The organism is Psychromonas sp. SP041 (assembly GCF_000470315.2).
Lineage (GTDB): Bacteria > Pseudomonadota > Gammaproteobacteria > Enterobacterales > Psychromonadaceae > Psychromonas.
Map to the genome: position 1 here is coordinate 1 of NZ_CBRF02000041.1, position 18,509 is coordinate 18,509.

The 18,509-nt window shown below is 37.4% G+C and carries 19 protein-coding genes; 1 reads left to right on the plus strand and 18 read right to left on the minus strand.

All coding sequences use genetic code 11. The features are described from left to right. Positions 1–300: 300 nt before the first annotated feature. From groL to SP041_RS17710, 7 genes are all read right to left on the minus strand, one after another. Complete coding sequence (groL, locus tag SP041_RS17680; protein ID WP_025565177.1) at positions 301–1,932, minus strand: chaperonin GroEL; 1,632 nt, start codon at positions 1,930–1,932, stop codon at positions 301–303. 77 nt (positions 1,933–2,009) lie between these two features. Next, complete coding sequence (locus SP041_RS17685; RefSeq protein ID WP_025565176.1) at positions 2,010–2,300, minus strand: co-chaperone GroES; 291 nt, start codon at positions 2,298–2,300, stop codon at positions 2,010–2,012. Positions 2,301–2,554: 254 nt separating this feature from the next. Then, on the minus strand, positions 2,555–2,800 hold the full coding sequence (locus tag SP041_RS17690) for a DUF1107 family protein (protein ID WP_025565175.1): 246 nt from the start codon (positions 2,798–2,800) through the stop codon (positions 2,555–2,557). 163 nt (positions 2,801–2,963) lie between these two features. After that, positions 2,964–3,434 (minus strand): FxsA family protein, encoded by a 471-nt coding sequence (locus tag SP041_RS17695; protein WP_025565174.1) that lies wholly within the window; start codon positions 3,432–3,434, stop codon positions 2,964–2,966. A gap of 152 nt (positions 3,435–3,586) precedes the next feature. Beyond that, on the minus strand, positions 3,587–4,726 hold the full coding sequence (locus SP041_RS17700) for a 3-phenylpropionate MFS transporter (RefSeq protein WP_025565173.1): 1,140 nt from the start codon (positions 4,724–4,726) through the stop codon (positions 3,587–3,589). A gap of 840 nt (positions 4,727–5,566) precedes the next feature. Further along, on the minus strand, positions 5,567–6,370 hold the full coding sequence (locus SP041_RS17705; protein ID WP_025564529.1) for a prepilin-type N-terminal cleavage/methylation domain-containing protein: 804 nt from the start codon (positions 6,368–6,370) through the stop codon (positions 5,567–5,569). Next, on the minus strand, positions 6,364–6,882 hold the full coding sequence (locus tag SP041_RS17710) for a GspH/FimT family pseudopilin (RefSeq protein ID WP_240791500.1): 519 nt from the start codon (positions 6,880–6,882) through the stop codon (positions 6,364–6,366). The genes SP041_RS17705 and SP041_RS17710 overlap by 7 nt, the downstream gene beginning before the upstream one ends. 214 nt (positions 6,883–7,096) lie before the next feature. On the opposite strand from SP041_RS17710, the gene SP041_RS17715 reads away from it, so the two are divergent. Continuing rightward, a complete protein-coding gene (locus tag SP041_RS17715; RefSeq protein ID WP_025564524.1) occupies positions 7,097–7,282 on the plus strand; it encodes a DUF3545 family protein in 186 nt (61 codons plus the stop codon). A 156-nt stretch (positions 7,283–7,438) separates the two neighbouring features. Here the strand turns inward: SP041_RS17715 and rpoS are convergent, their stop codons facing one another. The 11 genes from rpoS to SP041_RS17770 all read right to left on the minus strand — a co-directional run bounded on the left by rpoS (position 7,439) and on the right by SP041_RS17770 (position 18,389). Further along, positions 7,439–8,437, minus strand: coding sequence for an RNA polymerase sigma factor RpoS (gene rpoS, locus SP041_RS17720; protein WP_025564523.1), 999 nt, complete (start codon positions 8,435–8,437; stop codon positions 7,439–7,441). Between the two features lie 109 nt (positions 8,438–8,546). Beyond that, positions 8,547–9,452, minus strand: coding sequence for a peptidoglycan DD-metalloendopeptidase family protein (locus tag SP041_RS17725; protein ID WP_025564522.1), 906 nt, complete (start codon positions 9,450–9,452; stop codon positions 8,547–8,549). Positions 9,453–9,458: 6 nt separating this feature from the next. Beyond that, complete coding sequence (locus SP041_RS17730) at positions 9,459–10,040, minus strand: YqaA family protein (protein WP_025564520.1); 582 nt, start codon at positions 10,038–10,040, stop codon at positions 9,459–9,461. A 101-nt stretch (positions 10,041–10,141) separates the two neighbouring features. Next, complete coding sequence (gene surE, locus SP041_RS17735; RefSeq protein ID WP_025564518.1) at positions 10,142–10,903, minus strand: 5'/3'-nucleotidase SurE; 762 nt, start codon at positions 10,901–10,903, stop codon at positions 10,142–10,144. After that, positions 10,900–11,943 carry a tRNA pseudouridine(13) synthase TruD gene (truD, locus tag SP041_RS17740; RefSeq protein WP_025564516.1) on the minus strand — a complete coding sequence of 348 codons (1,044 nt, stop codon included), beginning with the start codon at positions 11,941–11,943 and terminating at the stop codon, positions 10,900–10,902. The genes surE and truD overlap by 4 nt, the downstream gene beginning before the upstream one ends. Continuing rightward, entirely contained in the window at positions 11,940–12,422 is a 483-nt protein-coding gene (gene ispF / locus SP041_RS17745) for a 2-C-methyl-D-erythritol 2,4-cyclodiphosphate synthase (RefSeq protein WP_025564515.1), read from the minus strand. The genes truD and ispF overlap by 4 nt, the downstream gene beginning before the upstream one ends. A 133-nt stretch (positions 12,423–12,555) precedes the next feature. After that, positions 12,556–13,242, minus strand: a complete 687-nt coding sequence (gene ispD, locus SP041_RS17750; RefSeq protein ID WP_025564513.1) for a 2-C-methyl-D-erythritol 4-phosphate cytidylyltransferase — start codon at positions 13,240–13,242, stop codon at positions 12,556–12,558. Next, positions 13,243–13,524: a cell division protein FtsB gene (ftsB, locus tag SP041_RS17755; protein ID WP_025564511.1), complete on the minus strand. Its 282-nt coding sequence runs from the start codon at positions 13,522–13,524 to the stop codon at positions 13,243–13,245. A gap of 109 nt (positions 13,525–13,633) precedes the next feature. Beyond that, positions 13,634–14,194 carry a hypothetical protein gene (locus SP041_RS17760; RefSeq protein ID WP_037048901.1) on the minus strand — a complete coding sequence of 187 codons (561 nt, stop codon included), beginning with the start codon at positions 14,192–14,194 and terminating at the stop codon, positions 13,634–13,636. Positions 14,195–15,329: 1,135 nt separating this feature from the next. Continuing rightward, positions 15,330–16,628 (minus strand): phosphopyruvate hydratase, encoded by a 1,299-nt coding sequence (eno, locus tag SP041_RS17765; protein ID WP_025562904.1) that lies wholly within the window; start codon positions 16,626–16,628, stop codon positions 15,330–15,332. 123 nt (positions 16,629–16,751) lie between these two features. After that, positions 16,752–18,389 carry a CTP synthase gene (locus SP041_RS17770; RefSeq protein ID WP_025562905.1) on the minus strand — a complete coding sequence of 546 codons (1,638 nt, stop codon included), beginning with the start codon at positions 18,387–18,389 and terminating at the stop codon, positions 16,752–16,754. Between the last annotated feature and the right edge of the window lie 120 nt (positions 18,390–18,509).

Sequence of the window (18,509 nt, forward strand, 5' to 3'; positions counted from 1 at the left end):
GCTTTTAAATAATGTAAACAGCAATGCCATTCTGGATAGCAGAAATTGTTTAATTCAAGGCGCTTTGTCCACGACGTTTAGTGTTTCTTAAACGAGTGGTAAAGCAACGATGAAGTAGACGATTTATACAGTCTTTTAAAAACAAAAAAGCCCACCGAAGTGAGCTTTTAAATAATGTAAACAGCAATGCCATTCTGGATAGCAGAAATTGTTTAATTCAAGGCGCTTTGTCCACGACGTTTAGTGTTTCTTAAACGAGTGGTAAAGCAACGATGAAGTAGACGATTTATGCAGTCAGAATTACATCATGCCACCCATGCCGCCCATATCAGGCATAGGCGCAGCTGGTGCGTCTACTGGTAAGTCTGTGATCATACATTCAGTTGTGATCATTAGGCCTGCTACTGATGCTGCAAACTGTAGTGCGCTACGTGTTACTTTAGTTGGGTCAAGAATACCCATTTCTAACATATCGCCGTATTCGCCAGTTGTTGCGTTGTAACCGTAGTTTGCAGTGCCTTTTTGTACATTGCTTGCGACTACTGATGCTTCTTCACCACAGTTAGCAACGATTTGACGTAATGGAGATTCCATCGCACGAAGTGCAACACGAATACCTACGTTTTGGTCGTCGTTGTCGCCTTTTAGATCTTTTAATAGACCAGCAACACGTACTAGTGCAACACCACCACCGGCAACCACACCTTCTTCAACTGCTGCGCGTGTTGCGTGTAATGCATCGTCAACACGGTCTTTTTTCTCTTTCATTTCTACTTCAGTTGATGCGCCAACTTTAATGACCGCAACACCGCCTGCTAATTTAGCAGAACGTTCTTGAAGTTTTTCTTTATCGTAGTCAGATGAAGACGCTTCGATTTGTTGTTTGATTTGGCTAACACGTGCTGAAATAGCATCTTGTTGACCTGCACCATCGATGATCGTTGTTTCGTCTTTATTGATAACGATACGTTTAGCTTGACCAAGATCTTCAAGTGTTACTTTCTCAAGGTCTAGACCAATCTCTTCAGAGATAACTGTACCCGCTGTTAGGATGGCAATATCTTGTAGCATTGCTTTACGACGATCGCCGAAACCAGGTGCTTTAACAGCCGCTACTTTCACGATGCCACGCATGTTGTTAACTACTAATGTTGCTAGCGCTTCGCCTTCAACGTCTTCAGCAATAATTAATAATGGTTTTGATGCTTTAGCCACTGCTTCTAATGTTGGTAATAATTCACGGATGTTACCGATTTTTTTATCAACGATTAGAATGAATGGGCTATCTAGCTCAACAGTACCTGCTTCTTGGTTTGTCATGAAGTAAGGAGATAGGTAACCACGGTCGAATTGCATACCTTCAACCACTTCTAGCTCAGTTTCTAAGCCTTGGCCTTCTTCAACAGTGATAACACCTTCGTTACCTACTTTTTGCATTGCTGTTGCAATGATTTCGCCAATTTCTACATCAGAGTTAGCAGAGATTGTTCCTACTTGTGTGATTGCTTTAGAATCAGAACAAGGCGTCGATAGTTTTTTCAATTCAACAACAGCGGCTTTAACTGTTTGGTCGATACCACGTTTTAGGTCCATTGGGTTCATACCCGCTGCAACTGCTTTTAGGCCTTCAGTGATGATTGATTGTGCTAGTACTGTTGCGGTTGTTGTTCCGTCACCGGCTGCATCATTAGTTTGAGAAGCAACTTCTTTAACCATTTGTGCGCCCATGTTTTCAAACTTGTCAGAAAGTTCGATCTCTTTGGCAACAGTCACGCCATCTTTAGTGATTTGAGGAGCACCAAAGCTTTTGTCGATAACCACGTTACGGCCTTTAGGACCTAGTGTTACACGTACAGCATTGGCTAAAATGTTTACGCCATCCAGCATTTTGATTCGAGCATCATTACCAAATTTAACTTCTTTAGCAGACATTATATTTTCCTTTTACTTTTCTTTAATTTTTGTTTTCAAAACAAGAGAATAAACAGCAATTGTTAGCGATGAGTCAACTATTCAACAATCGCTAAAATGTCATTTTCACTTAAGATAAGGACTTCTTCGCCTTCAATTTTTTCTGTTTTCAAACCGTAGCCTTCACTGAAAATAACAGTATCACCTACTTTTACATCTAATGGTCTTACTTCACCATTTTCCAAAATACGACCTTTACCCACGGCGATAACTTCACCACGAGTTGATTTTTCAGCAGCGCTACCAGTTAAAACGATACCACCAGCAGATTTAGTTTCTTTCTCAGTACGCTTTAAAATAACGCGATCATGTAGAGGACGAATAGACATTATGACTTCCTTTGATAGTTAACAGATTAAGTTGCTTATAGTTGGTTATGTGATGGGGTCAAAAAGGTACGATTCAAGTCAGTTTAGAAAAAAATCATTAAAATAATTTTCTCGTTAAAACAAAAAACCAGCTCATCTTCATTTTAAGTCAATGAAAACAAATAAGCTGGTCTGTATTTGGTATTTTGAGCAAGAAGATTAAGCGCGATTAAAGCTTAAGAAACACTTAGCGCTAAAGTACGATTACAAATAGATTATGCGGTAACCGCCTTTGGATGAGAGAGCTCTAACACCATTCTATTAATTTCGCTCACAGCCATTAAGACTTTCTGTTCTGCAATTAAATGTTTATAAGCGACAACTTTGCCATCAACAACTCTGAAGCGGCCTAAGCCAGCAATAAAAATACGGCCATTAAAAAAACCTTTTGCAAATTTTGCAATTTGACGAGGTTGGTATTTTTTAAATACTCTTAAAGTACTGGTACGATTGATTTTCATCATTTTACCTTCTATTTTTATTATTGTTTTTTACTTTGATGTTGCATTGATGTTAGTTGCCAATCTAATGTATTAATAAGCAGCGCATTAATAAACGATGCACGTATATTACGCAAACTATATGACATTTTTATTACCAAATATTTAGATCAAATCACAATATTTAATCTATTCTTTTATCTTCCTTATGTTCAAACTCACCTTCAATGACTGAATCGTCCTTTCCAGTTGCCTGTCCAAAACCCTGACTAGAGAAACCACCCATTGATGATTGTGGTGCAAATTTCACATTGGCTAAGAGTAATTTAGCAATGCCACCACGAATAGTTGGTTGTAATAATAACAAGCCACATAAGTCAGTTACAAAACCTGGGGTAACTAATAATATCCCAGTGATAATCAACATCATCCCTTCAATTAATTGTTGTCCTGGCATTTCACCAGCGGCCATGCGGTCTTGTAATTTTTGTACGAGTTGTAAACCTTGGCTGCGCACTAAAGCAGAACCAATTAACGCGGTAATAATGACGAGCAAGATAGTTGGCCATGCCCCTAAAAATCCACCGACTTTAACTAATACAAATATTTCTAGTAATGACACACCAGTAAAAATTAAAAATAACCGTGCAAACATAGAGACCTCAATTAACAGAATGAATACACCTATAAAATGGGGATTAAATTGTCAATTTCAAGGTATTGGATAACAAAAGGCTGAATAAGTTCAAGTTCAACCTCTCATGTCTGAATAATGAGAGGTTGAATTTAAAGAAGGCTTGATAAAGTTTAATCACACTTCCATTTTTTTAATAAGAAAAAGACCGGCAACATAATACACGCCATCCATATAAATAGAGTGCTGTCTTGAGGGGCATATATCCAACCAGAAATAAAGGTAAGTACTGCCATCACTAACCCAAGAGCAACACTTGAATATAGCGTTTGATAACCGACCATTAAATGTTCTTCCTGCATCGCGATAAAACGCATTGCTGCTAAGTGAGCTAATGCAAAAGTAAAGGCATGGAATGTTTGCACCAATATCAATAACGCCATATCAGTAGTTTGTGATAGCACGCCCCAACGAATTAACCCAGCGATTAACGCTAAAAGGCACATCTGTTTAACGGACCAACTACCAAATAATTTGTCGTTAAAACGCATTAATAGTACTTCAGCAAAGACACTCAGCCCCCATAATAAGGCAATATTAAATTCAGAGATCCCCATTGAGGTCCAATACAAAGCGCTAAAGGAATAATAAGCGGCGTGACTACCTTGTATTAATCCCATCACTAAAATGAAATAAATCACTTTTGGCTGTTTGATTAACGACATTAAGTTGCTGTTATTATGTTGCTTAGGTTTAGCTTGCTCTTGTAGTTGTGGGTTTAACTTAATCAGGCTTAAACAATAGTTAAAAAAGACCGCCACAATAATTAACCATAAAATACTTTCATGCCCAAACTCACCGATTGTCCACCCTACAAAGGTAGAACCAACAATAAAGCTAACCGATCCCCACAACCGTACTTTGCCGTAATTAATTTGAATTTGTTTAACTAAACGCGTGCCAATGATATCGCCTAAAGGAACCATAGGCGCTAATAAAAAGTTAAGTAATAATGTCGCTGCAGCTAGTGCATACCAACCTTGAAAATATACCAATAGTAACAGACACATGAGCACACTAAAGGTGAGATAACAGACCATCTTCAATGGTCCTTTAGCTGTTTTTAAGCGTGGTAATAAACCAATATTACTGACAAAGCGTAATACTAACCCTAAGGAAAATAAGGTCCCTATCTGTTCAGGGCTAACCCCTTTGCTTGCTAACCAAACGCTCCAAAAAGGTAAAAAGACGCCCCAAATAAAAAAGAAGCAAACAAAATAAGCAGTTATCCATGATTTAGCGGCGATGTTCAATGCGGTGACTTCCTTGTGAGTTGATAATGCTATTGTATCGACTTTTATTAATTAATCAGTATTAAAAAGATAAGATTTTAATAATAAGATGGCATTTAGTTTAATAAAGATGCTTGATGGAGTTTTATATAAAGACCTGAAAGTTATAGTAAAAAAGATATAACTCAGGAATTTTTATTGATTTTTATTGATTTTTATTGATTTTTATTGATTTTTATTGATTTTTATTAGGATATTAGTGTTAGCAGGCAGGATTGTCGTATTGATTTTCTATTAGCAGCTGACTTTAGTCTGCAGAGTTTATATTGCTTTTCTATCGGAGCGCGGAGTTTATATTGCTTTTTCTTTTCTATTCGGGCGCTGACTTTAGCCTGCAGGATTTTTTGTGTTGAATTTGAAAAGGTAAATTGAATGGTAGTAAAATCTTCATTAAAAAGAAAACACATACAACCAAAAATCTGCAAGCTAAAGCATGCAGGATCTTTTGTGTGTTGAATTGTAAAAGGTAAATTGAATGGCAGTAAGCTCAATATTAAAGAGCACACACAAAAACCTGCAAGCTGAAAACAGGACTCGCAGAGCTCCTCCGCTCATAACACTAGGCTTTGCCTAATTCGCCATGCGCCCCGAGGTCAAAAGAAAATAACCACAAGCAACTAAAAACAGGACTCGCAGAGCTCCTCCGCTCATAACACTAGGCTCCGCTTAATTCGCCATGCGCCCCTAAGTCAAAACATAAAACACTCGAAATAGTCAGGTTAATACATGTGATCTAAAACAGAGCTCGTAAATCATCCTATCTAAACAATACCTGATCAATAGGCAGCTATTTGCTCAGGCTTAGTGATGTTCACGATTACGTACTTGTACATGCGTTGCTATTTGATAGCTGTATTCACTATTTTCGACAAGTTCTCCGGTGATATTGATTTTAATGCTGCGTAATGTGATTTGTGATGCTGGATTAGTATTAGAGGTTTCTATAAAACTTAATGCTGTAATTTTTAAAAAATCAGGATCGGTTAAGTTTACCCAATAACCTTCGGTCAAACAGTTACTGGCTTGTCGATTTACTTTTCTACCAAACTGGATGCTTTTAGAGTTCGTCGAATAACGAAAGCCCATTAAATGTGAGCTCGTTGGTGTCGTAGCATCATTATAATTATAAGAGTAAACAATACACTTTTGATTGTTGGTATTACTTGAATCAATCACTTTATCTTGCGCTAATCCGACCATAAACTGATCGCCACCATAACCTGCTCGGCGAATATCGTTTTCAATCACACCAACTAATGCTTGTAGATCCGTACGTAGACGTGACATTTGTAGTGTTTTGGTACTATGACTAATATTAGTAACATACAAACCGATGACCATGCTTAATAACAAAGAGCCTAATAATAAACAGATTAATACTTCAACAAACGTAAACCCTTTTTGCGGCTGTTTTATTATATTGCTTGTCGCACTGGATTTCGTATTAAATGTTAACCTCGCTTCTGTGCGACGTGCACCATTACTGCTAGTACTAAGACCTATGTTAAGTTTTCTAGGCTCTTTGCTAAGTTCTTTATTAAGCTCTTTATTAGGCACTGCTTCGGTGCTGAATTGATTTGTAGCTTTAGCGATTATACTTAACATTGTTTATACCCCAAATAGGCTTCATCAGGCGCACAAACTCTTAGCCTCATTGCACTTTGTATTACAGATAGTTTTTTATTATCTCGACTAGTTAATACAACGGATCCTGTTTCAACAGAAAAACGCAGAGCACCATAGGAAGCTTGATAATTTGTAAAATTGATATCGTTCTCATCAATTAATACTTTATCTCCATCCGCTAAATCTTGTACTTTTTCTACACCGTCTAACTGACATGAATTAGCGCTAAAACAATCGCAACCTGAAAAATCACTCATCCCCATTTTCCAAGTCGATTGTTGTTGGCAGAATTGCACATAGATTTTTTGATTGCGTTTAATCGCTTCTGTTTTAGCTAATTGGAGAGTGTAATAAACTTGGCTAGCGGTTTTTGATAAAGCTTGATCTGTGATTAAACTTTGAAAAGATGCCGTTGATATGGCAATCACAATCCCCAAAATAACAAGTGTAATCATGAGCTCTATAAAGGTGAAACCTCTATGACTTAGCATAATCATCTCTATCCCCTAACGTTTAAAATCATCAATAAAGGTAAAATAAAACCTGATGAAGAAGCATAGGACAAAAGATTATTTATAGCCTTAAGACTAAATAGGTAGATAAAGCGTAATTAAACTAAAACAGTTATGTCATAAAATTGTCACTTAGCAACTTTATTGTATCCATACCAACAAACATACTGGTACGTAAAGTTAAGGATATAACATGCAACAGACTCAGTTTAATGAAGCCGACATGAATATAGATAATTTATACGCAGCTCCAGCAAAGCGAAAAGCTAAACCACGTAAATGGCGTGAAATTGAAAATGCGAAAGCACAACTCTTATTAGCTAAAGAGCTAAGAGAGATCGATGCTTCCTTTAGCTTTTCTCAATCTGAATTAATGTAGTAAAAGCTAAACTCATATCGTACAAACAAAAAAACGCATCCATTGGATGCGTTTTTATTTAATGCTAAAATTGTTTTTTGAAGCTTATATTTAAAGATTTTTTTAAAGACTACTTTTAAATATTTGCAAATGCAGCCTTTAAGTACGCTAAGTTAATTAAAGCTGAAATAAAGAATCAATCGATAAACCTTGCTCAGATAAGACTTCACGAAGCGCTTTTAATGCTTCAACTTGAATCTGACGAACGCGTTCTCGTGTTAATCCAATCTCTTTACCTACGTTTTCTAAAGTATCTGCTTCATAGCCTAATAAGCCAAAACGTCTTGCTAGCACTTCACGCTGCTTTGGATTTAGATCTTCCAGCCAGTCGACAATACGTAACTTCATATTATTGGTTTGTAAGGTATTTTCAGGTGTCGATTCATTGCTATCAGGAATGATATCTAATAATTCAGTGTTTGAACTTTGACCAAGCGGCGTATCAACTGAACTAATGCGTTCATTCAATTTTAATATTTTTGACACTTCTTTTGCTGAAACATCTAATTCTTTTGCAATATCTTCCGGTGTTGGTTCGTGCGTTAACTTATGTGCTAAGTCTCTTGCTGTACGTAAGTAGATATTTAATTTTTTAACAATATGAATGGGTAAACGTATCGTGCGGCTTTGATTCATAATGGCACGTTCGATGGTTTGACGTATCCACCACGTTGCGTAAGTTGAAAAACGGAAGCCTTTTTCAGGGTCGAACTTTTCAACGGCACGAATTAAGCCTAAATTACCTTCTTCAACTAAGTCGAGTAATGACAATCCGCGATTATTATAACGACGAGATATTTTAACAACGAGACGTAAGTTACTTTCTATCATACGTTTACGAGCAACTTCGTCACCGCGCTGTGAACGGCGAGAATAATAAATTTCTTCTGGGGCTGTTAATAAAGGAGTGTAACCTATCTCTCCGAGGTAAAGTTGAGTCGCATCCATGACCTTATGGCCAGTGCCTGCTGAAAATTTTTCAGCTTCTGCACCTTTGGTACGAGATGTATTGGCTTTGACAACCTTAAATCCTTGTTGGTTACCATCGCTAACGACATGATTACTATATTTTTCTGTACTCGTTTTTTCTCTATTAATTGAGGCTGTTCCTACCATGGTTAACACTCCCTTTATACCGATTAATCTTTTATGAACTATTAAAATGCACTGTATTAATTTTCTAATATATTTAGAGAATTAATCGTTCGCTGCATTTAAAGCATCATTACCTCTTGGGCAAATAACGCAAAGGATCAACAGATTTTCCACGGTAGCGAATGTCAAAATGTAAACGAACGCTATCCGTTCCACTATCCCCCATTACAGCTATTTTTTGTCCTATTTTAACGTGCTCATTTTCTTTTATGAGTAGTTTGTCATTGTGTGCATAAGCACTGAGGTAATCATAATTATGTTTAATGATGATTAAATTTCCATATCCTCTTAACCCACTACCCGCGTAAACAACTTCACCTGAAGCCGCTGCGTAAACTGATGAACCACGAGAGTTTGAAATAGATATTCCTTTCATTCCCTGGGTTGAACTAGCAAAGGTTTTAATTAACTTACCTTCACTTGGCCATTGCCAATCAGCTACTTTTGTAATTACTTTTTCTGGTGCTTTTACTGGCACTTTTTTCTGCGTTACTTGTTGTGTGACCGATTTTGTGACTTGTGTCTTTTTAATCACATTTTTATCAACAACATTCTTAGAGTAGACTTTTGGATTTACTTTAACAACCCCTAATTGGTTATTTTTTTTACATTTTTGATTTAAACAGCTTTCAGAGCTCTCTTTTTGTTGACCTTGTGAATTAGACGTAACTTTAGGAGCAGGTATCACCTTAGGGTTACTTTTACGTAACGTTAAAATTTGTCCACTTCTAATGATATAAGGCTTTTTTAAATGATTACGTTTAATTAAGGTATTTACATTCACCCCAGCACGCCAAGCAATGGAATAAAGCGTATCGCCAGTCTGTACTAAATACTTCTCTTGTCCTTCTTTGATGCTCTTACCACTGGCAACATAAGGAGTAGATTTTGATTTAACATCAGATACAGGAGCTCGGCCACCTGGCGAAGAGCAGGCAGTTAAGAAAATCAAAGGGAGGAGTAATAAATATTTCACAGTCAATTAATGCTTTAACATAAAATATAAAATAGCGGCGGCAATAATTGTCACCCAACCTAGTGCATCGATATACTTACTCAATTTAGCTTCCATTTTTTCTCCACCTAATACCATTAGCCCAGCGACCAAAAAGAAACGTAAACCACGTCCTACCAAGGCAGTTAATATAAATGGCCAAAATACCATCCCCATTACGCCTGCTGTTATAGTAAACACTTTAAATGGGATCGGTGTAAAGCTAGCAATGAAAATAACCATGATTCCCCATTCAATAAACCATGATTGTGCTGTAACCATTTTACCTTGATACCCCATCGTTTCAATAAACGGTAACACCACAGGGTCATATAAAGCACTACCAAGATAATAACCAGCAGCGCCGCCTAATACAGAAAAGATAGTTGCCCCCAATGCGAAGCGCCAAGCGAGGTGACGTTTTGCTAAGGCCATCGGTGCTAACATGATATCAACTGGAATCGGCCAGAAAATAGATTCAACAAATGCAGTAAGGTAAAGATAAAATGGTGCATTTTTATGCTTTGACCAGCACATTACTTTTTCATACAAAGGGGCAAAAATTTTCACAGTATTTCTCTTTGGTAGTTTTAAATGTCTAAATTTTTTAACAGCAGTAATTAACTATAATTTTTTAACTATGTTGTTTAACTATGTTGTTTAACTGTTTTTTAATCGTTTAGTTTAATAGTTGCATTTAGCCATTGTTCTAAAATAGGTAATTGTTCCGTCGCTGTTAAATCCACTTTAAGTGGTGTTACCGATACATAACCTTGTTCAACCGCATTAAAGTCGGTTCCCTCGCCTGCATCGGCAATATTACCAGGAGGACCAATCCAAAATATTTCTCGGCCTCTTGGATCAACGCTTTCTATAACCGACTCTGCTTGATGACGTTTTCCTAAACGGGTTATTTTTACCCCTTTAATTTGATCATAAGGCAAGTCAGGCACATTAATATTAATCACTTGATGTTGGGCTAAAGGTGACGCTAATAAACGTTCAACAAGTTGTTTGGCATAACGAGCAGCACTTTCATAATGATCAGTCCCATTCAACGAAACCGCAACAGCTGGCAACCCTAAGAAACGCCCTTCCATTGCCGCAGCAACTGTCCCTGAATATAAGACATCATCGCCCATATTAGCGCCAGCATTAATACCAGAAACGACTAACTTAGGTGGTGTTTCACAGAGTTTATATAACGCTAAATGTACACAATCTGTTGGTGTACCGTTAATGGATATAAATCCGTTCTCTAAGGTTTGTCTTCTTAAAGGTTGCTCAAGTGTCAGAGAATTACTTGCGCCACTATGATTTCTTTCAGGCGCGACCACCATTGTTTGCACATCTGTTATTTGACTTAGATGCTGTTGTAATGCCAATAAACCTGGTGCCATTACGCCATCATCATTGCTAATCAATAACATCATCCACTTATCTCGATCAGTTCACGTATGACACTGGTCGCGTAGCAACCTGACGGTAAATAAAATTCAACTTTCACTGACGAATCATCTAACCATTGATAACTAAACTGTTCAGGTATTAATAACAAAGGACGTCGTTCTTGTTTTAACCCTTCTTTAGCTAAGCCTGCCTGTAAGTCTTCAAACTCTGCTAAGCAATCTAATTCATATTGTTTAGCCTCATCGGTAGAGGTTAATTCGCCCGCTCCCCATAATGGGGCTGTTAAACAGACCTCACGAGCCGTTAAACGTTGCAACGTTTGTTCAGATAAATCAGGTAAAGGGAAAAAAGAACGATTAGCCACGAATTGAACACAGTCACCTAACAATGGAGATGATTGTAAATTATCGCTAATACGCTGAGATATGACTCGATTAAATAAATAGCTTCGTGCTGCACTTAAGTACATACCACGCTTGAATCTATCTTTTATTTTTCGACCGTTAAACAACTGCAAAGCTGCATTAACATTATGCCCATCAAAACCAAAGCGTTGGTTACCAAAATAGTTAGGCACACCATTTTGTGCTTTATCTAATGCAATTTGTAAGGTACTTTTATCTGAGACTTCACGTAATACGATGGCAAATTTATTGCCATCAAGGCAGCCAGTACGTAGTTTTTTATTATGACGAATCACTTTTAAAATGGTCACGCCTTCAGATTCAAACGTACTGAAGTCAGGGGTTATTTTTCCTGGAATATAAAGCGAGAACCATTGGTAAGTTTCTGCGTGACGATCTTTAAGACCGGCATAACTCACATTCTTAGCAGCAATACCCGCAAACTTAGCAAACTGTCTGGCTAAATAATCAGTATTCTCACTTATTTTCTTTACCCATAAACAAACGTGTTCGCCTTCACCGGTTAATTCAAAGTCTAAGTGCTCTTCTACTCTAAAGTCTTCACAATGTTGTTTAAATCGTGCAGTACAGGTTGGTTTGCCATACAAATAATTAAAATCTAATGAATAGATTTTCTTTTCGGGCTGAATGTCACTCATTGTGCTTCCTTCAACAGGATAACGACAGCATGACTTGCAATACCTTCTTTGCGTCCCATAGGGCCTAGCTCTTCGGTCGTTGTCGCTTTAACATTGATATTGTTTTCATCAGTCTCTAACAGACGTGTTAATTCAGCACACATTTGACCAATAAAAGGCGCCATTTTAGGGGCTTGCGCAATAATGGTAATATCGGCATTACCTAAGCGGTAACCTTTCTCTTTCGCTTGACGATATACATTCACCAATAACTCTCGGCTATCAATGCCTTTAAAAGCATCATCATTATCTGGAAAGTGGCGACCGATATCACCAAGCGCTAAAGCGCCAAGTATTGCATCACAAAGTGCATGAATAGCAACATCGCCATCGGAGTGCGCTAATAAACCTTTGTCATGAGGAATCTTTATACCTGCAATGGTAATTGGGCCTTCACCGCCAAATTTATGCACATCATAACCATGTCCGATACGGATCATATTGTTTCCTTAATTTTGATAACTAAATTTTGATAACCAAATTTTGATAACCAAACTTTGATAACTAAATTTTAATAACTCACTTTGAGCGCTAAATTTTAAACATGAAGCTTTAAACATTAAACTTTCAGTCTCAAGAGCCAAGTTTTGATAGGTAAAATTCTGCTAATAACAGATCTTCAGACTGAGTGACTTTTAAGTTATCACTGCGTCCTTCAATAATAGTGACAGAGCCGCCAGCGAGTTCAATAGCAGAGGCTTCGTCGGTAATCAGGTGTTGTTCATCGATATTACTGATAGCGGTAATGAGTTGTTGATTATTAAACATTTGTGGCGTGAGTGCATGCCATAAGTTTTGTCGTTCAACCGTATGCTCTATTTGATTGTCTTGATCGGTACGTTTCATTGTATCGCGTACACGACACGCTAGCATTGCGCCCGTTTCAGTCGCCCGCGCATGAGAAATTAATTTATCAATATCACTTGTTTGCAAACAAGGACGCGCTGCATCATGCACTAAAACATAATCATTATTTGGTAATGTTTTTAATGCATTAAGTACTGAATCAACTCGTTCTTTACCACCTTCAACGATGGTTAATTTTGGGTGCTGAGCAACACTTAATGTTTTAAACCATTGATCATTTTTAGCGACAGAAACAATGACTTTTTTAATATCGGGATGGGCAAGGAAAGGGGCAATACTATGTTCAATGATGGTTTTATCTAAAATAGCTAAATATTGTTTAGGAGTATCGGCACCAACACGTTTACCGATACCTGCCGCGGGTATAACAACAGAGAAAGAAAGTTCACTCATCTAGTTATCTTCCTTCGGTACAATACGGAAAAAGGTCTCACCTTCTTTCACTAAACCTAACTCATTACGAGCCCGTTCTTCTATTGCTTCCGTCCCCGTTTTTAGATTGTCGATTTCTGAAAACATCATTTGGTTACGTGTTGTTAATTCTGTATTACCAGCTGTCGCCAATTCTACTTCTTTAGAATATTCTCGATTATCCTGTAATCCATTCTTTCCAAACCATAAATGGTATTGCAATAATGAAAATATAAAAATAAAGATAGCTAACAGCAAGCGCATGATATTTAAACTCAGTATTTAAAAAAGTTAATCATCCCACATTAAACAGAAAATTAAAATCAACTAAAAGGCGCTAAATTAGGTTGAATAACGTTCATTTGAATAAAACTTATTTTTTCCAGAAAAGCAGCTTGCTTTCTAATTGTGGAAATAATGGATGAATAAATAATTTATGGGACATAATACAGGCCACAATCAGTTTAATGACGACCATTTGATCGATGCCTAATAAATAATAAGCATACCCACCAACAAAAGCAGATATCCACATGAACAATTGAAAAAGACGTAATTTTTTAAAACTAAGCGCTGTTAATATAATGGCAAAGTCTGCCCACGTTAATAACAATCCTAACGATGGATTAGCAAGATAATCATTGACTGAAAAGTACGTTGCATACAATAGGAAAGCAATCATAATAACTAAGATTAAACGCGTCATTTTCTGAGAGAAATCAGTAAAATCACACAAGTAACGGTATAAAGTAACACTACCAACCACGAGGTTTAATAAAACCTTAGGCATCACCCCTATCATCACTCCCCACGAGACATCATTAATAACAGAAAGGAACGAAGCAAGTCGTACATTTTTCATGCCATTAAAAACCATTAAAAAGACGTAAAAAAAGACACTTGTCCAGCCAAGTATATCGATAAGAGAAGGCATCACAGCTCCAAAGGGGGATTCATATTATTAAAAGCGCGCATTTTACGCTGAGTTAGTTAAATAAGATATGCCCTAACCCAATGTTAAGTGAATTTTCCGCTTCTAAAATTAAGCTTTAATCTAGAGATGATATATCGATGAGTTGAATCCCCCTTAATACTCTCCTTTATTTCATCCTCTCAACACAAACACACAAAAAATGCAGGCTAAAGCCAGCGCCCCAAAATCAAAATAAGAACCGACATGACAAAGTAACCATGGTGCTTAATAAACAACTTATTTATTTTTTATAAAGCAATAAACCATCATTAAAAATCACTAGTGCTTATTCAAACCTCAAAAAAACAGGCAAAATAATCCCCACCGAAGTGAGGATTTGTAAATCAAAGTTGAATATTTTGTCTAACCGAAGTTAGCGTTAAATATTACTGACCTTTAACTTCTTTAAGGCTGAAGTTAAAGAAGTGCAGCTGCGCCTAGAACAACTTAGCAACGTAGAAGTTGGTTGCCCCTCATTAATAAAGTGCTGCAACACGATCTGCACGGCTTAATGTTCTTTCACCAAAAAACAGGCAAAAAAATCCCCACCGAAGTGAGGATTTATAAATCAAAGTAGAATATTTTGTCTAACCGAAGTTAGCGTTAAATATTACTGACCTTTAACTTCTTTAAGACTGAAGTTAAAGAAGTGCAGCTGCGCCTAGAACAACTTAGCGACGTAGAAGTTGGTTGCCCGTCGTTAATAAAGTGCTGCAACACGGTCTGAACGGCTTAATGTTCTTTCACCAAACAATAGACAAAAAAAATCCCCACCGAAGTGAGGATTTATAAATCAAAGTAGAATATTTTGTCTAACCGAAGTTAGCGTTAAATATTACTGACCTTTAACTTCTTTAAGGCTGAAGTTAATGAGGTGCAGCTGTGCCTAGCGCAACTTAACTACGTAAAATATAAGTTAATTTATAATTATAAATTAACTTATATTTGTTGGTGACCGTCGTTAATAAAGTGCTGCAACACGGTCTGAACTGCTTAATATTATTTCACCAAACAATAGGCAAAAAAAATCCCCACCGAAGTGAGGATTTATAAATCAAAGTAGAATATTAATCTTAACCTAAGTTAAATACTAATATTACTGACCTTTAACTTCTTTAATACCATTGTAAGGTGCAGCAGCGCCTAGAGCTTCTTCGATACGTAGAAGTTGGTTGTACTTAGCAACACGGTCAGAACGGCTCAATGAACCTGTTTTGATTTGGCCAGCAGCAGTACCAACAGCTAGGTCAGCAATTGTTGAATCTTCAGTTTCACCTGAACGGTGAGAGATAACAACAGTGAAACCAGCGTCTTTAGCCATTTTGATTGCAGCTAAAGTTTCAGTTAAAGAACCGATTTGGTTAAACTTAATTAAGATTGAGTTAGCAATACCGTTGTCGATACCACGCTTAAGAATCTTAGTGTTTGTTACGAATAGATCGTCACCAACTAATTGGATTTTATCACCCATTAGTTTAGTTTGGTGTGCGAAACCATCCCAATCAGACTCGTCAAGACCGTCTTCGATAGAAACGATTGGGTATTTTTTAGTAAGATCTTGTAGGAAGAAGTTGAATTCTTCTGAAGTGAATTTTTTACCTTCACCTTTAAGGTCGTAGATGTTTGCTTCTTTGTCGTAGAACTCAGATGCAGCACAATCCATCGCTAATGTGATGTCTTTACCTAATACGTAACCAGCATTTGCAACTGCTTTTTCGATTGCAGCAAGTGCAGCTTCGTTAGACTCAAGGTTAGGAGCAAAACCACCTTCATCACCAACAGCCGTTGAGTGACCGTCAGCTTTAAGTACTTTAGCTAGACTATGGAATACTTCAGCACCCATACGTAGGCCTTCACGGAAGTTAGGAGCGCCAACAGGTTGGATCATGAATTCTTGGATATCTACAGAGTTATCTGCGTGCTCGCCACCATTGATGATGTTCATCATTGGAAGAGGCATAGAGTAAACACCAGAAGTACCGTTTAAGTCAGCAATGTGAGCGTATAGAGGTACTTTCTTAGAGATTGCAGCCGCTTTAGCAGCAGCTAGAGAAACAGCTAGGATAGCATTTGCGCCAAATTTAGCTTTGTTTTCAGTACCGTCTAGGTCGATCATGATTTGGTCAAGTTCAGCTTGTGCAGTTGCATCTTTACCAGCTAGTGCTTCAGCGATTGGACCGTTTACAGCTGCAACAGCTTTAAGAACGCCTTTACCTAAGTAACGAGCTTTATCGCCGTCACGTAGTTCAAGAGCTTCACGAGAACCAGTAGATGCACCAGAAGGCGCAGCAGCCATACCGATAGAACCGTCAGCAAGATGAACTTCAGCTTCTACAGTTGGGTTACCACGTGAATCCATGATTTCACGACCAAGTACTTTAACTATGTTTGACATGATTATTCCTTTGTTTTAATAAAAATTAAATTTTAAAATTCTTTGTAACAAGTTGCTCAATAAATTAAACAACATTTTATTGTGCAATTTTTTAACAAAATAACGTGACCTGGTCAACAAAAACTATGAAAAACGACCTTGTTGATGATCTATCGCAGCTTTTATGAACCCTTTAAACAATGGGTGACCATCACGCGGTGTTGATGTGAATTCCGGATGGAATTGCGCAGCAACAAACCAAGGGTGATTTGGATTTTCAATTATTTCTACTAATTTTTTGTCTTCTGACAAGCCAGTAATCTTCAACCCTGCTTTTTTAATCGCTGGTAATAGATTGTTATTAACTTCATAACGATGACGATGACGTTCAAAGATTTCTTTACTACCGTACATTTCTAATACTTTAGATTTGTCCGCTAAATGACATTTTTGAGAACCAACGCGCATCGTACCACCAAGATCTGACTCTTCAGTACGTTGTTCAACTTCACCAGATTTATCAATCCATTCAGTGATTAAACCAACGACTGGATATTTTGTATCAGCATTAAATTCTGTTGAATGTGCATTTTCAAGACCTGCGACATTACGTGCAAACTCAATAAGTGCCACTTGCATACCTAAACAAATACCTAAGTAAGGAATTTTGTTTTCACGTGCATATTGTGCCGCTAAAATTTTACCTTCTACACCACGTTCACCAAATCCACCTGGGATGAGGATTGCATCAATGCCTTCTAATACACCTAGACCTTTGATTTCAACGTCTTGTGAATCAATGTATTTAATTTTAACTGTCGCAGCATTTTTTAAGCCGCCATGTTTTAATGCTTCATTCACTGATTTGTAAGCATCAGGTAATTCAGTATATTTACCCACCATACCAATAATAACTTCACTGGTTGTATTGGCTTCTTCAGAAACTACTTTTTCCCATTCGCTTAAATCTGCTTCAGGACAATCTAAACCAAAGCGTTCAACACAGATTTGATCTAAACCTTGTTGTTTTAATAATGCTGGGATTTTGTAGATTGAATCTACATCGCGTAATGAGATAACTGACTTCTCTTGCACATTACAGAACAATGCAATCTTCGCACGTTCATTCGCAGGGAAGCTTACTTCACTACGACAGATAAGAATGTCAGGCTGAATACCTAAACTACGCAACTCTTTTACAGAATGTTGTGTTGGTTTAGTTTTAATTTCACCCGCTGTTTTCAAGTAAGGCAATAGAGTCAAATGCATGAACATTGCATTTTCTTGGCCTACTTTTAAACCTAATTGACGAATAGCTTCAATGAAAGGTTGTGATTCAATATCACCAACCGTTCCACCTAGTTCAACTATCGCTACATCATGTCCTTCACCGCCAGCAATAACACGCGCTTGAATTTCATTAGTAATATGCGGGATAACCTGAATAGTTGCACCAAGGTAATCACCACGACGTTCTTTAGCCAGTACGTCAGAGTAAATACGGCCTGTTGTAAAGTTATTACGTTTAGTCATTTTGGTACGAATAAAGCGTTCGTAGTGACCTAAGTCTAGATCCGTTTCTGCACCATCGTCGGTTACAAATACTTCACCATGCTGAATTGGGCTCATCGTCCCAGGGTCAACGTTAATATATGGGTCAAGTTTCAGAATCGTTACGTCTAAACCACGCGCTTCTAAAATTGCGGCAAGAGAACCTGCTGCAATACCTTTACCAAGTGATGAAACCACACCACCAGTTACGAATATATATTTTGTTGTCATAATAACCCTGAGAATTAAAGAGTAGAAAGAAGCCGGTATCCCACATAAAAACAATCACACAGCAAAAAGCATCAACTTAGTTAATTTAAGTGATGTTTATAAATTATGTGGCATTGTTAT

Excerpts from the sequence above, each read along its gene's own strand:
- groL (WP_025565177.1), bottom strand. The coding sequence starts at position 1,932 with ATGTCTGCTAAAGAAGTTAAATTTGGTAATGATGCTCGAATCAAAATG.
- SP041_RS17685 (WP_025565176.1), bottom strand. The coding sequence starts at position 2,300 with ATGTCTATTCGTCCTCTACATGATCGCGTTATTTTAAAGCGTACTGAG.
- SP041_RS17690 (WP_025565175.1), bottom strand. The coding sequence starts at position 2,800 with ATGAAAATCAATCGTACCAGTACTTTAAGAGTATTTAAAAAATACCAA.
- SP041_RS17695 (WP_025565174.1), bottom strand. The coding sequence starts at position 3,434 with ATGTTTGCACGGTTATTTTTAATTTTTACTGGTGTGTCATTACTAGAA.
- SP041_RS17705 (WP_025564529.1), bottom strand. The coding sequence starts at position 6,370 with ATGTTAAGTATAATCGCTAAAGCTACAAATCAATTCAGCACCGAAGCA.
- SP041_RS17710 (WP_240791500.1), bottom strand. The coding sequence starts at position 6,882 with ATGCTAAGTCATAGAGGTTTCACCTTTATAGAGCTCATGATTACACTT.
- SP041_RS17715 (WP_025564524.1), top strand. The coding sequence starts at position 7,097 with ATGCAACAGACTCAGTTTAATGAAGCCGACATGAATATAGATAATTTA.
- rpoS (WP_025564523.1), bottom strand. The coding sequence starts at position 8,437 with ATGGTAGGAACAGCCTCAATTAATAGAGAAAAAACGAGTACAGAAAAA.
- surE (WP_025564518.1), bottom strand. The coding sequence starts at position 10,903 with ATGATGTTATTGATTAGCAATGATGATGGCGTAATGGCACCAGGTTTA.
- truD (WP_025564516.1), bottom strand. The coding sequence starts at position 11,943 with ATGAGTGACATTCAGCCCGAAAAGAAAATCTATTCATTAGATTTTAAT.
- ispF (WP_025564515.1), bottom strand. The coding sequence starts at position 12,422 with ATGATCCGTATCGGACATGGTTATGATGTGCATAAATTTGGCGGTGAA.
- ispD (WP_025564513.1), bottom strand. The coding sequence starts at position 13,242 with ATGAGTGAACTTTCTTTCTCTGTTGTTATACCCGCGGCAGGTATCGGT.
- ftsB (WP_025564511.1), bottom strand. The coding sequence starts at position 13,524 with ATGCGCTTGCTGTTAGCTATCTTTATTTTTATATTTTCATTATTGCAA.
- SP041_RS17760 (WP_037048901.1), bottom strand. The coding sequence starts at position 14,194 with ATGCCTTCTCTTATCGATATACTTGGCTGGACAAGTGTCTTTTTTTAC.
- eno (WP_025562904.1), bottom strand. The coding sequence starts at position 16,628 with ATGTCAAACATAGTTAAAGTACTTGGTCGTGAAATCATGGATTCACGT.
- SP041_RS17770 (WP_025562905.1), bottom strand. The coding sequence starts at position 18,389 with ATGACAACAAAATATATATTCGTAACTGGTGGTGTGGTTTCATCACTT.